At 44.3% G+C, this 13553-nt stretch carries 13 protein-coding genes and 1 riboswitch; of the genes, 2 read left to right on the top strand and 11 right to left on the bottom strand.

The genetic code is table 11. From position 1 onward, the window contains the following. The first annotated feature begins 1 nt into the window (after position 1). Positions 2 to 115, top strand: a riboswitch (TPP riboswitch). 120 nt (positions 116 to 235) lie between these two features. After that, positions 236 to 772, top strand: coding sequence for an energy-coupled thiamine transporter ThiT (thiT, locus tag BN1691_RS08875; protein ID WP_048601893.1), 537 nt, complete (start codon positions 236 to 238; stop codon positions 770 to 772). 61 nt (positions 773 to 833) lie between these two features. On the opposite strand, the gene BN1691_RS08870 is transcribed toward thiT, so the two are convergent. The 4 genes from BN1691_RS08870 to BN1691_RS08855 all read right to left on the bottom strand — a co-directional run bounded on the left by BN1691_RS08870 (position 834) and on the right by BN1691_RS08855 (position 5536). Continuing rightward, positions 834 to 3089: a YhgE/Pip domain-containing protein gene (locus BN1691_RS08870; RefSeq protein ID WP_187116866.1), complete on the bottom strand. Its 2256-nt coding sequence runs from the start codon at positions 3087 to 3089 to the stop codon at positions 834 to 836. A gap of 106 nt (positions 3090 to 3195) precedes the next feature. Next, on the bottom strand, positions 3196 to 3774 hold the full coding sequence (locus BN1691_RS08865; RefSeq protein ID WP_048601891.1) for a TetR/AcrR family transcriptional regulator: 579 nt from the start codon (positions 3772 to 3774) through the stop codon (positions 3196 to 3198). A gap of 161 nt (positions 3775 to 3935) precedes the next feature. Next, positions 3936 to 5006 (bottom strand): hypothetical protein, encoded by a 1071-nt coding sequence (locus tag BN1691_RS08860; protein ID WP_048601890.1) that lies wholly within the window; start codon positions 5004 to 5006, stop codon positions 3936 to 3938. After that, the gene (locus tag BN1691_RS08855; RefSeq protein ID WP_048601889.1) at positions 5003 to 5536 is read right to left on the bottom strand and encodes an RNA polymerase sigma factor; all 534 of its coding nucleotides are present in this window, start codon (positions 5534 to 5536) and stop codon (positions 5003 to 5005) included. Before BN1691_RS08855 ends, BN1691_RS08860 begins: the two co-directional genes overlap by 4 nt. Positions 5537 to 5815: 279 nt before the next feature. Here BN1691_RS08855 and hpt point away from each other — a divergent pair, with 279 nt between their 5' ends. Next, complete coding sequence (gene hpt / locus BN1691_RS08850; RefSeq protein WP_048601888.1) at positions 5816 to 6334, top strand: hypoxanthine phosphoribosyltransferase; 519 nt, start codon at positions 5816 to 5818, stop codon at positions 6332 to 6334. Positions 6335 to 6395: 61 nt separating this feature from the next. On the opposite strand, the gene BN1691_RS08845 is transcribed toward hpt, so the two are convergent. The 7 genes from BN1691_RS08845 to BN1691_RS08815 form a co-directional block, all read right to left on the bottom strand. Then, entirely contained in the window at positions 6396 to 7160 is a 765-nt protein-coding gene (locus BN1691_RS08845) for a DnaD domain-containing protein (protein WP_048601887.1), read from the bottom strand. A gap of 183 nt (positions 7161 to 7343) precedes the next feature. Continuing rightward, positions 7344 to 8630, bottom strand: coding sequence for an asparagine--tRNA ligase (asnS, locus tag BN1691_RS08840; RefSeq protein ID WP_048601886.1), 1287 nt, complete (start codon positions 8628 to 8630; stop codon positions 7344 to 7346). Positions 8631 to 8711: 81 nt separating this feature from the next. After that, complete coding sequence (locus tag BN1691_RS08835; protein WP_048601885.1) at positions 8712 to 9908, bottom strand: pyridoxal phosphate-dependent aminotransferase; 1197 nt, start codon at positions 9906 to 9908, stop codon at positions 8712 to 8714. Between the two features lie 151 nt (positions 9909 to 10059). After that, positions 10060 to 11565: an AAA family ATPase gene (locus BN1691_RS08830; RefSeq protein WP_231638376.1), complete on the bottom strand. Its 1506-nt coding sequence runs from the start codon at positions 11563 to 11565 to the stop codon at positions 10060 to 10062. Continuing rightward, on the bottom strand, positions 11528 to 12088 hold the full coding sequence (locus tag BN1691_RS08825; protein ID WP_048601884.1) for a hypothetical protein: 561 nt from the start codon (positions 12086 to 12088) through the stop codon (positions 11528 to 11530). Before BN1691_RS08825 ends, BN1691_RS08830 begins: the two co-directional genes overlap by 38 nt. 186 nt (positions 12089 to 12274) lie before the next feature. Further along, on the bottom strand, positions 12275 to 12787 hold the full coding sequence (locus BN1691_RS08820) for a hypothetical protein (RefSeq protein WP_147545804.1): 513 nt from the start codon (positions 12785 to 12787) through the stop codon (positions 12275 to 12277). Beyond that, the gene (locus tag BN1691_RS08815; RefSeq protein WP_048601882.1) at positions 12784 to 13506 is read right to left on the bottom strand and encodes a hypothetical protein; all 723 of its coding nucleotides are present in this window, start codon (positions 13504 to 13506) and stop codon (positions 12784 to 12786) included. The genes BN1691_RS08820 and BN1691_RS08815 overlap by 4 nt, the downstream gene beginning before the upstream one ends. Between the last annotated feature and the right edge of the window lie 47 nt (positions 13507 to 13553).

Here is a 13553-nt window from a genome sequence, read left to right as displayed (position 1 = left end):
AAATGCGCTCTAGGGGTGTCTATGAGTATAGGCTGAGAAGGAATCGCGTTGAAGATTCCTGACCCTTGAACCTGATCTGGCTCATACCAGCGGAGGAAAGAGCATGAACCCAATCCTTTCATCACATAGTTGTAACTAAACGGGTTGGCGTCTTGTTAATTTGGTCTGCATACTCATGCGTACCAACCTCCCTGGTTGGTGCGCATTTTTTATTCATAAAAAAGGAGTTGGTCATGTGCGAAATCAAAAATTGCGTATCATGGTAGAAGTGGCTGTGGCTGCTGCATTAACCTTTATTCTCGATCTCATTGTATTATATCGGATGCCCCAAGGCGGTAGTGTGAATCTCTCCATGCTACCCACCATCGTCATCGCCTTACGCTATGGCGTAAAGGTAGGGATGGTAGCAGGATTGATCGCTGGAACCATTTCTGCCTTACCTAGCCCCACCCTTGTTCACCCTATCCAATTTTTATTAGACTATCCTATTGCTTATGCTGTTCTTGGTGTAGCCGGGCTATGTCGAAATCGCCGTATCCTCTACGTGGTAGGTGCAGTGATGGCAGGTGTCTTACGCTATTTCAGTCATGTACTATCAGGTATTGTTTTTTTCGGAGAGTATGCTGAAGGTCCGGTGATTCTTTACTCCTTAGGCTATCAGCTACCTTATATTATCCCCTCCACCATTCTGGTGAGCGTGGTCATTGGTCTGCTCCCTGCCATCGTGTTTCAACCATCTGTTGCACCACCTGTCTCAAAAGAAGCTGCCTGATCACAAACAGGACTGCCCCATTGTCAATATCGTGACAATGAGACAGTCCTGTTTTACTGGATTATAGTGTGGAATGACTTTCTTGTGCCACAGGAGCTTGCTTTGCTTGCTCTTGGCCCATAGCCATATCATTAACAAAATAGAATTTACGTTTATGCTGTAGTAAGAAGTAGAGCCAGGTGCCTGCAGCAAAGATGGCGAAGAAGATTCCTAGCATCTCAGCATTATGCCACATCATGGTAAGATCCCCACTTGAAATGACTGCCTTGAGACCAAAAACGGAATATGTCATGGGTAGCCATGGATTCAAGTTCTGAAGGAATGGAGGAACCGCTTCAAGTGGGAAGGTACCTGCACTTCCGACTAATTGTAGGATTAACAAGAGAATCGCGATAAATCGTCCAGGATTATCTAAGGTGACAACCAAGAATTGTATGATCGCCATGAAGGTAACGCTGGTAATGATACTGAAGAAGAAGAAGAGTGGAACACTCTGTACCTCTAAACCTAGTCCATAAAGAAGAACCAGATCAGCAATCACAGCTTGGATAACACCGACTAATGCGGGAGTGGTGAACTTCCCGATAAACCAGCCCAAGCCTGTCTTAGGAATCCCTGCTGGCTCTCGCATTGGAATCACGATAGAGAGAATCAATGCACCGACGAAGAAGCCTAAGGAAAGGAAGTAAGGTGCAAAGCCAGTACCATAATTAGGTACAGGATTGAGCTTATCCTCTTGGATCGTTAATGGATCAGCAATACGTTCACTAGCAGTACTGCTTCCTGTCTGATCAGCTACCTCTGTGGCTGCGTCATTCAGCTTGGTGGCTAATGTATTGGTTCCATCAGCGATGGTTGAGATTCCGCTTACTAATGTCGATGAACCATCATGGATGGTACCTGCACCAGTTGCTAGCTGATCAGCCCCATCCCCTAGCTGTTGAACACCTGCCATTAATTGCTGGGACCCAGCACAGAGAGCTTCGGTTCCACCAGCTACTTCTGTCATCTTACCAGCAATGATACCCCAACCAGTTACTGCCTCATCAAGACCGGTAGCCAATTGGTTACTTCCTGCTGCTAATTGTGCGGTCCCCTGTTGTAATTGATTCAGCTTTTCCTGGATGGTTACCATCCCAGCACCTACTTGCGATTGCGCATCCTGTAAGTGCTTCGCACCCTCTAGCAGTGCCTGCTGACTCTGGGATAACTCTGTCATACCACCAGCAACCTTCTGACTTACTGCAAGAAGCTGTTGGAATTCAGGCTGTTGAGCCAAGGTAGGATTGGCCTCCACCATGGCTTGTAAGCCTTGCGCAAGTGCTGCTGTACCCTGCTGTAATTCTAAGGCGCCTTGTGTGGAGGCTTCTAAGCCTTGTTCCAGCTGAGAATGGCCTTGAGCAGCTTGTTGTTGCCCAGTCACTAATTCACCATAACCAGCTGTTAACTGTTCAACACCGCCATAGAGGGTTGCTACGGACTGCTGCATTTGTCCCATACCTTGGTTTAAGCGCTGAAGATTAGGCTCTTGCTCCTTCATCACTGTAGCCATTTGGCTGGTGCCTGCATGCATCGTCTCAAGACCATCAGCCAATCGATTAGCACCATCCACCACTTGCGCTGTTCCATCCTTAAAAACAAGGGACTTTTCCGCTAAGAGTGCGAGACCTTTTTGTAATTCTACAGCACCATCGTGGGCCTTCAACGTACCATCATAAAGCTCTTGTGAACCATCACTTGCTTCCTGTAAACCATTAGCTATCTCATCTACTCCATCTAGCATGGAGGAAACAAAGGTATCGGTTATTTCATTGGCCACTTTCTCCTTGATTCGCTCAACGGCAGTGCCACCAATTTGTGAGGCCAGGAAGTTATAACTCTCATTGGGTACATAGCGAATTTCTAATTGCTGAGAGGAATCATCCATCAATTGGGTTGCCTTACTGGAGAAATCTCGGGGAATCTCAACCATCATATAGTAGTCAAGATTATTCAGCCCTGCTTCTGCCTCTTCCCGTGTGACAAATGTCCATTTGAAATTATCATCCGCTTTTAACTTATCAACGACATCGTCGCCAAGGTGTATTTCTTCTTGATTGAAGGTGGCACCTTCATCAAGGTTCACCACTGCCACCGGTAGCTCGTCCATCTGTGCATATGGATCCCAGAAGGCCCACAAGAACGTAGCACTGTAGATAAACGGTATCAACAGAACAACGAGAATCGGAATTAAAAATTTAGGATTGGTAAAAATTAATTTTAAGTCTTTACGAAAGAGTTCAAAACCACGCATTACAGACTCTAACCTTCCTTCCATGTTTACCATCATTTAAAAATACCTGACCATTTTCCTCATTTGGTCATCGCAGTGTAAAGAAAAAGTGAACTTAGTTCGGATGGAGATGATTCCGTCCGAACTATCGTCACTCAGATTTTACCAGACCATGTACCAAGTAAAGATCGAATAGCTGCGCAATTTCTTCTTTACTTAAAGGTCGATGATTCTTTTCCCAGTCAAATACCAAGCTTAAGTAGAGCTTGAACATGACATAGGCGGTAATTTCTGGATCACAGTTCTTAATCTCCCCGCGATCAATCGCACGTTGAACCTTGGATTTTAAGAAGTGAATAATTTCTTCTTCCACACGCTGCATCGCTTTTTGAGCTGTTGGGGTTCCAAGCTCTTTGACCTCTTCAGTCAATTTCATCATCAGCTCGTGCTTCTTACGAAAGTCCAGAACACGATAAAGTGAGTTGTGAAGATTTTCAAAAAACGAACGTTCTGGATGAATGGATTCTTCAGCAACCGTCCTCATATCCTCAATCAATGAGAAAATAATCTCATCGAAGAGCTCCTCCTTATTTTCAAAGAAGGTATAGATGGTGCCCTTCCCTACATTAGAAATACGAGCTACCTGATCCATTGTTGTCGCTTTGTACCCAAAGAGCGTAAACGACTTGGTTGCACCCTTAATGATTGATTTTTTCCGATCCATCACCATCAATAACACCCCAATTAATGAAACCTACTTCTTTGGTGGCCGCTCAGAAGCAGTTTCTCCTTGGCTGACCAGCTGACTGATTGACCGATTTACTATTTCGGTCATCTGGTTCAATGAATAGGTTACTCGAATATTTATAATATGTCAAGCGGTAATCCTATCTATGGTTGATATTCAATAGGAATGGCCAATATTTCCACAGCGGAGGAACCCGTTTCTGCTGGATAGATGGATAAAGTGCCTGAGAATCGATTATCACTTAAGGGAATGAAGATGGAAACATGAAAAGATACAGGATCACCTTCTGTAATCTCCGCTTTCTTCAGCTCATCGCTGAGGATCATCGTCTGGCGTGTTAGAGTCTTGGAATGAGCATCCATGATATCCATTTCAAAATTCTCTACATGAGCAATCACTTGTAATTGAAGTTGAAGCTCTCCCTTCGTTTTTTGAAGTGACCAGCCCTCTACAAGAAAATGATCATTAGAGTAGAGAGGTTCTTTTTCCTGTGATCTGGATTCGAGCGTCATTGTGGACCGATTCATTGCTAAGGGTACAGCAGCAACTTCGAAGCGGATGGCAGCACCTTGGAGTTGCTCTGTAGCTGCCAGTGCCCCAACCTCATCATCCATGGGTATGAGTGAATGAGTAACGGTCTCCTGGTTTGAATCTGTCCCTTCTCCTCCATCTATAGCATCAGTTGAGCTAGTAGAGGGTTGCTCTGGGGCTAGTGCTAGTTGGCTATTGGGATTCATTGGTGGCGCCTCATCAACAGTGGCTGTGCTACTATCATTGGGAGGTGTCTGAGCAACGTCGGGTGTATTTTCCTCTTCCGTTTCCACAGCCTGCTCCTGTACAGAAAAGCTTTCCATTCCTGTATTCGACTCTATATTCGATTCTGTATTCGACACTGTATTCGATTCCGTATTCTCTGCCGTTGCAAGGATGGGCGGTTGAACAGCCTCTTCTCCGTCCTTCGATGGGAGAAACGGTAGACTGAACATAGCGAGTGCAAGGGCTAAGGCAGTCACAGGTACCCAGCGACGTCCACTAGTGAAAGTAAAGAGTTGTTTAATTCGGCTACCAAGGGAATTGGTAGGCTGAAGGTGAGCATGCTCCTTTCGTAGCTGCTGCCGTAAATGTTCGCGGAACTCCGGATTTAGCGATACCGCTGGTTTTGAATCACGGATCATTTGGATAAATTGGCGATCCACATATTCTTCATTCTTCATAGTGCCTCCCTCCCTTCCCATGCTTTTTTCAAACGATTCACAGCCCGAAGCAATAATTGCTTAACCGCATTCTCCGATTTATTCATCTGGATGGCAATATCCTTTAGCTTTAGGTCATGATAGTAACGGAAGAGTACCACTTCCCGCTGATCCTCGGTGAGCTGGTGGATCAATGTAAGCATTTGATCCTGCATCTCAATCTGTTCCAGCCTCTCATCATGGATTCCCATTGTTAGCTCTGTTGTCTCCTCTAGCTGGCACTCACGATTGGCTTTACGATAGTAATCTCGAATGGTATTGGCAGCAATGGTGTATAGCCAATTAAGAAACTGGCCACGCGCTGGATCGAAATCCTGCAGATAATGTAACACCTTCATATAGGTCTCTGAGGTCAAATCCTCAGCAATTGCTTGATTGCGGACACGATACATGATAAAACGATATACATCGTTTACCGTGATATCATAGAGCTGACCAAATCGGTCCGGATCTTGCTTGGCTTCCTCGATCAGACTCTGGGTTATCACCATACCGGCTCACCCTCCCATTCCATGGTACCACCGCCCACTTTTTCTCATTTGTTTATGATACGTTGAAGTATCATGAAAAGTTATGGGGTGGAACCACTGATTTCATCGGATAGAAATGATTTACTTGAGAATAATTACTATGACACTCATATTTCATGATACAATAGAAGAATCAATGTGCATATTCCTGTTTTTGGTGGATGGTATTGCACCATTATTGTTTCGAGATTTTGGATCGAGAGGAGGTAAGTTCACTCGTTCATGAGTTGAACTTTAGGTATGAAACAACAAGTCTTAATTACAGCAGATGAGATTGCAGCCAAGGTCGAAGAGATGGGTGCACGAATCTCTCAAGATTACCATGGTAAGAACCTTTTGGTTATCTCTTTACTGCGGGGAAGCTTCATTTTCACCGCTGATTTAGTACGACATATTCATATTCCTGTGGCGATTGAGTTTTTGCAAACCTCAAGCTACGGTGCAGAAAAAGTAAGCAGTGGTCAGGTCAATATCGTAACACCATTCAATAAAGAACTTTCACAATACGATGTCTTGCTTGTTGATGATATCCTTGATACTGGATGCACGATGAAGACGGTCTATGAATACATCCAGAAGTGCAAACCAAAGAGCCTAAAAACATGTACCTTACTAGACAAACCATCACGACGTGTTGCAGAGATTGAAGTGGATTATAAGGGATTTATTATTGAGGACCGATTCGTTGCAGGCTATGGTCTCAACTATGGAGAGCATTACCGCAATACACCCTATATCTTCGAAGTGCTTCCTGAGTAGAACGGGGATGCAAAACAAAAGGATAGCATAGACAGGTAATAACCAGTCTGTGCTATCCTTTTTAATTCTCTTCTTCAAGCCAATTGTATAAAGGAAAAACCAGATCAGAATTACCCTGAGCAGCTACGGTGGCTGAAGCTACAGTTTTCTGTTTCATGAAATAGCTCTCTTTTTGCCGTTCACGAAAATGTAGAGCATACTCCTGCGCTTCCTTCGCTGAGCGAATATTCTTTTCTTGCCAGGCTAAGAGAATCCGATCGATATAACGGAAGGAACGCTTGTTCGAGATGACTGCTTCCTTCAATGCAGCAATGACAAGCTCTTCGGAATAACCATCCTCCTCCAGCCAGGAGTTCAGTGTCTCACATTCAATGGGCGATAACGGGCGAGCAAACTCAGCTTCAAAGACTTGATATAGATTGTATTGCTTACCGTTACGTCGCAATAGATCAGAATGCTGAATTTCTTCGGAGATGGGAATATACGGAGGCTCATCCATCTTTAAGAGCCGATCAACTTTGTTGTACAGAGGGAGTAGATCATAGCGCTCACAATAGACACCATTGGGGGCGATGTACTCTTCAATGGAGATGAAATGGTTTTTTACAAGAAATTGCAAGCGCTGTGCAAGCTCAGCGCCACTTAGATCCATTCGTTCCTCCAACTGATGAATGGTTGGGAAGTCGTTCCCATCTGTTTGATATGACAGAATTTGTAATAAAACCATCATATCTTGGTCAGATAATCCTAACTTATGGTAGTAACGGAATAAAAGAGTAGGTATAACTACCTGTGGCTCCTTCATCCACTGTGAGAAATTAATCATGCCGAACACCTCATGTCCATTATAGCAGGTTTCATTGATCAATTCTTTAGGTCATAAGCACGAAGACCTTCGATTGATTACCTAATATTCTATATAAAGATAGAAAAGCCTGCCAACCAAGCAAGTTGGCAAGCTCCCCACTGGAAACATATCTGCTTCAGTAATCCGATGGATTTTTTATTTTTATGGATAGAGTCGATTGAGGAGACGTGGGAATGGAATGGCTTCCCGTACATGATCAATTCCACAAATCCAGGAGATCGTCCGTTCTAAGCCAAGGCCAAAGCCAGAATGAGGTACAGAGCCATACTGGCGAAGATCTTGATACCATTGATAAGCAACTAGATCAAGCTTCTCTGCCTTCATCCGTTCTAGCATGAGCTCTGGATCGGTAATCCGCTCACTACCCCCAATGATCTCACCATAGCCTTCAGGCGCAATAAGATCCGCACATTTAACCACTTCTGGTCGTTCTGAATCAGGCTGCATATAGAACGCCTTGATCTTTGTCGGATAGTGGGTAATAAAGACGGGACGATCATAGTCCTCAGAGATGGCGGTTTCATGAGGTGCACCAAAGTCCTCACCCCATGGGATATCAAAGCCCTTCTCATGCAAGCGTTCAATCGCCTCATCATAAGTGATCCGGGGGAATGGTGCCTTCACTTGTTCCAACTTGGAGATATCCCGTTCAAGCACTTCTAATTCAGCACGACAATTTTGGAGTACAGACTGTACAACAAACTCCACGAAGCGCTCTTGAACCTCTAAGTTTTCTTCATGGGTACAGAAAGCCATTTCTGGCTCAATCATCCAAAATTCAATTAAATGGCGCCGCGTCTTCGACTTCTCTGCACGGAACGTAGGACCGAAGGAGTATACCTTCCCCATAGCCATGGCTGCAGCTTCCATATAGAGCTGACCACTCTGGGAAAGATAAGCATCCTCATCAAAATATTTCGTATGAAACAAATTGGTCGTCCCCTCTGCTGAGGTAGGAGTCAAAATTGGAGGATCAATTTTATAGAAGCCTTCTTGATGAAAGAATTGATGTACGGCAAAGATGATCTGACTACGGATCTTCATGATGGCATTTTGCCGTGGCTGACGAAGCCAGAGATGGCGGTGATCCATGAGAAATTCCACACCATGCTCCTTCTTCGTAATGGGATACTCATCAGCGATTTGAATGGGATCAACATCGGTGACCGTCAATTCATAGCCACCTGGAGCACGATCATCCTTTCGAACAGTACCTGTTACATAAAGGGAGCTTTCTTGAGTGAGCGATTTCGCAGCCTCCCATGCTGCTTCCGTTACCTCTGCTTTCACCATTACACCTTGAATAAAGCCCGTGCCATCCCGCAATTGCAGGAATTGGATTTTTCCACTGGACCGTTTGTTAAATAACCAAGCACCAAACCGTACTTCTTGACCATCATAGGCGCTGATCTTATCTATGGAAATCATGCTTGTCCCTCCAATGAACAAAAAATATGTAACAACAGTAACTCACAATGTCTCTATTATACTATTGCTATTTTGACAACGTCAATTTTTCTCGTGAGCAACTGTTGAACGTTGAATGAATTGATGCAGACGGTTTAATCCCTCTTCAATATTCTGCATCGATGTGGCATAGGAGAGACGAATATGATCAGCAGTACCGAAGGCAGTGCCTGGAATAACCACTACTTTAGCCTCTTGGAGTAAGGCTTCAGAGAACGCAGCTACGTCTTGGTAGCCCAATTTTCCCATTAATTCACGCACATTGAGGTAGATATAGAACGCCCCTGTGGGTGTAACCGCAGATACACCTGGGAATTCCCCTAAACGCTCGAGCATATAGCAACGACGTGCCTCATATTCAGCTACTACGTGCTTCAACGCATTTTGATCGCCATCCAATGCAGCGATGGCAGCATATTGAACAAAGGTAACTGCATTGGAGACACTTTGCCCTGTTAAATCCCCCATGGCTTTAATAATTTGGGCATCCCCTGCTGCATAGCCAAGCCGCCATCCGGTCATGGCATGGGACTTGGATAGGCCATTAATAATGATGGTATGCTTCTTAACATCCTCACTCAAGGATGCGATGCTAATATGCTTCGTACCATAGACAAAATGCTCATAGATCTCATCAGAAATAATCAACATGTTATTCTCTAGACAAAGCTTTGCAATGGATGCCAGCTCATCCTTCCGATAGACCACACCAGTAGGATTATGAGGCGAATTCAAAATAATCCCCTTCGTCTTCGGTGTGATGGCATGACGCAGATCATTGATGGAGATCCGAAATTGGTTCTCTTCACGACAAGAGATAATGACAGGTACACCACCAGCAAGCTTGATCATTTCTGGATAGCTGACCCAATAAGGCTCTAGAACAATCAACTCATCACCTGGATCAAGAATGGCTTGGAACAGGGTATAAAGCATATGCTTGGCACCCATTCCGATGGTGATCTGATCAGGTGAGTAGGTTAGCCCATTCTCCCGATCAAATTTCCGGGTGATGGCCTCCTTCAATTCACGAATACCTCCTGCTGCTGTGTAGGTGGTCTTTCCTGATTGAAGTGCTTCAATACAGGCGTCAATGACATGGGGTGGCGTAGGAAAGTCAGGTTCCCCTACACCAAAGCTGATAAGGTGTTCACCATTGGCTACCATCTGTTTGGCTTTGGCTGCAATGTTAATGGTTGCTGATGGCTTTAAGTGCTGTACGCGCTGGGATAATTTCATGATTCCTACCTCCTTGGACACTGTAATATACGAAAAAGATCAACCCCAAGTGCTTGTACCACCGTGATTAAATTAAGTTCCATGATTGTTGAAGGATATCTCCATATGGAGATACCCTTCAGGTATAAAGAATATTCTATCTAATTCAAAATTAATTCGCAATCACTTTTTGTTTAAATATTTCAACATTTAGTGTCTCTGTGATTTGTTCCCCTTGGAGACATTCTTTTTGCAGTAATTCAGGTAGGATTGTATGAATCTCCTGCTGTTTTTCTAGTAGAATGGCTTTCGTCTCATCAAATAAGCGTTGCAGATATTGAACACGCTCCTGATAAAGGCGTTCATCGGGTACCTCCTGCGCCTTGATCAAGCCAAGATGAGAAAGCCCATTGTAAAAGATTTGATCCACCAGCTGATGAGCACGCTGAAAATCATTGCTTGCTCCTGTGCTTCGTTCCCCACAATAGAGTTCTTCTGCCACAGCGCCTGCTAAGAGAATACGAATCTCAATTTCTAAGTCGCTTCTGGTATATACCAGATTCTCTTCTTGATGATGGTGACGCACATAACCAAGTGCACCACCTCGACCTTTTAAGGAGACTTGAGCAACAGAATGAGGACGGAAACATTCAGCAATGATAGCATGCCCTAATTCATGAATGGCAATGCGTCGCCGTTGTTCTTCATTGGTATTCCGATCCAGCTGTTCACCTAGTAATACCTTATCAATGGCCATTTGAAAATGCTCATTAGCGATAAGTTTATTAGAAGATCGCATCGCATAAATAGCGGCCTCATTTACACAGCTCTCTAATTGTGCACCAGAAAAGCCAAAGGTCTGTTCGGCTAATTGATCGAGGTCTATATCAGGAGCAAGCGGCTTCTTTATGCAATGGATTTTTAAGATCTCTCTGCGTGCATTCACATCAGGTAGTTCAACCATAATATGACGGTCAAAGCGTCCCGGACGAAGCAATGCTTCATCGAGCAAGTCCATCCGATTGGTTGCACCAATCACCAAAATATAAGGATTTTCATTGCCGTGAATGCCATCCATCTGTACCAGCAATTCATTAAGCGTTTGGTCATATTCACGATGCTGAGCTCCCTCCCGCTTGGCTCCTAGTACATCGATTTCATCGATAAAGAGAATACCGCTTTGTGCCCCTGATTGACGTGCTGCTTCCCGTAATTCAGCAAAAAGTTGACGGACCCTTGCCGCACCTGTACCTACATACTTCTCCACGAACTGTGAGCCACTAGCAGCGATAAAGGCACTTTTGGAATAGTTGGCTGCCGCTTTTGCTAATAAAGTCTTCCCGGTTCCTGGAGGACCTGCTAAGAGGATCCCTTTAATCGGGCGAATTCCATATTGATCCGCTTCCTGTAAATTGGTAAGGAAGTGCAATGCCTCCTGGAGTTCACGTTTGGCATGCTCCTGTCCACCAATCTCCGCAAAGGAAATGGCTGATTGGACAGAAGCGCCCTCTTTCTTCTTGAGAACGGCCAGCAGCTTCTGTCTACCATGTTGTGTAAATTGGCGATAGAGTACGATGGCACTCACTAGTAGGAGTGTGACCACAATCGATCTTTCACCTTGCCACATAAAAAAAAGAAGACTACCTGCCCAGATTCCCAGCCAATGTTCCAGACGCAATCGGGTCCCCTCCCTTCTCACTCTGAATTGGCAACACCTGAAGTAAGATTTTATCATCTTTTTGAACCATCACAAATAGATGTGCTTCATCCATATTGAATTGTAAATCATCGATCTGCAGCATCTCCTGCCATTTTTGTTGCTCCATTACGATTTGGGCAAAGTCATGATGATCAATGGATGTTGAGACCAACATATAGAGGTGATTCCATGTATTTTCCCAGGTTTTATCTACATTGATAAGAATCTTAGTACTACGTTTGCCACGATGTTGGTTGACCATCTTTTCAATATCCAGATATTGCTGCATCCAATCATCAGAATAGCTTGCAACCTTTAATTGCAATTGGATCTCCCTTTTATCTAGATTGAATTGATCGATCTGAAAGCATGCATGCTTTGCCACCGCATTCTGAATGGGGCGTTTAATGGCAATCTGTTCATAGCCTGAGAAGGCCATGAACAATAAGGCGAATGTACCAAGGGCGATGAAGGCACTGCGATACCATCTTTGCTTGTTCATCATTGACCTCCTTCATACTTCCCAGAATCACAATCAGTATAGCATGAATTTCTGGATGCCTCGTTGGGAATTGAAGGATCAACAAGCAGTATACTCAGAAGCAATCTTGAGAGCATAAGATCTAAAAAATCGTGGGTGCACTCCCCTAAGGGTGACCCACGATGAATTGAACCGATAAAAATAGCACTATTGATTTTGTAAGCTCCATGGTTGGCTAAGATGAATCTCCTTGAGATTTTCTCCTGTATAGTATTGGTAGTAAAGGTAATGATACTGATTCTTATCATCTACTGCTAGCACCTCATAGAGCAGTTGACCCTCTTCACGACCTGGTACCACATGACGGATCTCTACATTCGCAGGAGCCAGACTGGTTTTTACCTGTTCCATCAATTGATCAATGGAATATCCTGCAGAATAAGGAACAACCCAATGCTCATCCTCATTGATTAAGACATAGAACTTCCTCTCTTCAGCATTGGTCCCTAAGAAAATATGGTACATTTGATTGCCATGATAGCGATCATATTGAAGAATTGTTGATATAGGTGTATTGGCTAAGACCCAATCCTCATATAATAGCCGACCATCTGTTGCCTCTGCCATATAGCTGCGGTAGAGATGGAGAGGACCCCATGCTGCAACCAACACCAATAGGACCACCACCGCTATCACCCAACGGAAACGCTTCATGCTCACTCACCTATTCCCCTATCATGTTTCAAATTAAAACGTAGAGCAAAGATGGAATCCTCCTGCTCCAGACTGGTTGAATATAATATAACATGCATCTCTTCAATTTCATATGTATATGGTTCATAGATCAAAAGATACCGCAGGATGGATTCATCCCAATGAATCACTTCTATCCCTTCACTGATCCAAGGCTGCAGGTATGGGAGCATCCAAGTTGCAGGCAGGTCCATTTGGATCGCCTGCCGTGAAGACGCCAGCTCCATGAAGACAGCTTCAGGCGCCAGCTCCTCTTGATTTCTCTGGAGAAGTAGTAAATGATCACGTGGCGTAAAAAGTGCATACTCAAATTGTGGGAAGGAGATCCAAGTATCTCCCAGAGTAGCTTGTAAATCATGCTGCTGATAGCGCAGGGCATAGGAGGCCATCTCATCATAGCCTAGTAAGTACCAATCCTCGCCTACGGTCATCCCTATATAGGAATCCTGTTGATCACCGACTTGAACCTCTAATGTGTAGTACTGATGTGACTTTCTAAAGAATTGGTTCAATAGCTGCGATAGCTCTGCCCCTCGATCCTTCCCTAATACTTGAAAGGTAACAGGCTGATCCATAGGGGGTAGTGAAAAAATATAAAAAAAGGAGCTGGCAATCAGGATGGCTACACAAGCGACCATCGCCATAAAAAAGAATACAATCCTTAGTGTACCAAACTCCCAGCGCATCCAATCACTCCCCTGCCAACTGATCTCGCAGAAACTAGCTTCATTGA

Origin of the sequence: Rubeoparvulum massiliense (assembly GCF_001049895.1) — a bacterium.
Classification (GTDB): domain Bacteria; phylum Bacillota; class Bacilli; order Rubeoparvulales; family Rubeoparvulaceae; genus Rubeoparvulum; species Rubeoparvulum massiliense.
This window is presented reverse-complemented; position numbering and strand designations above follow the sequence as displayed.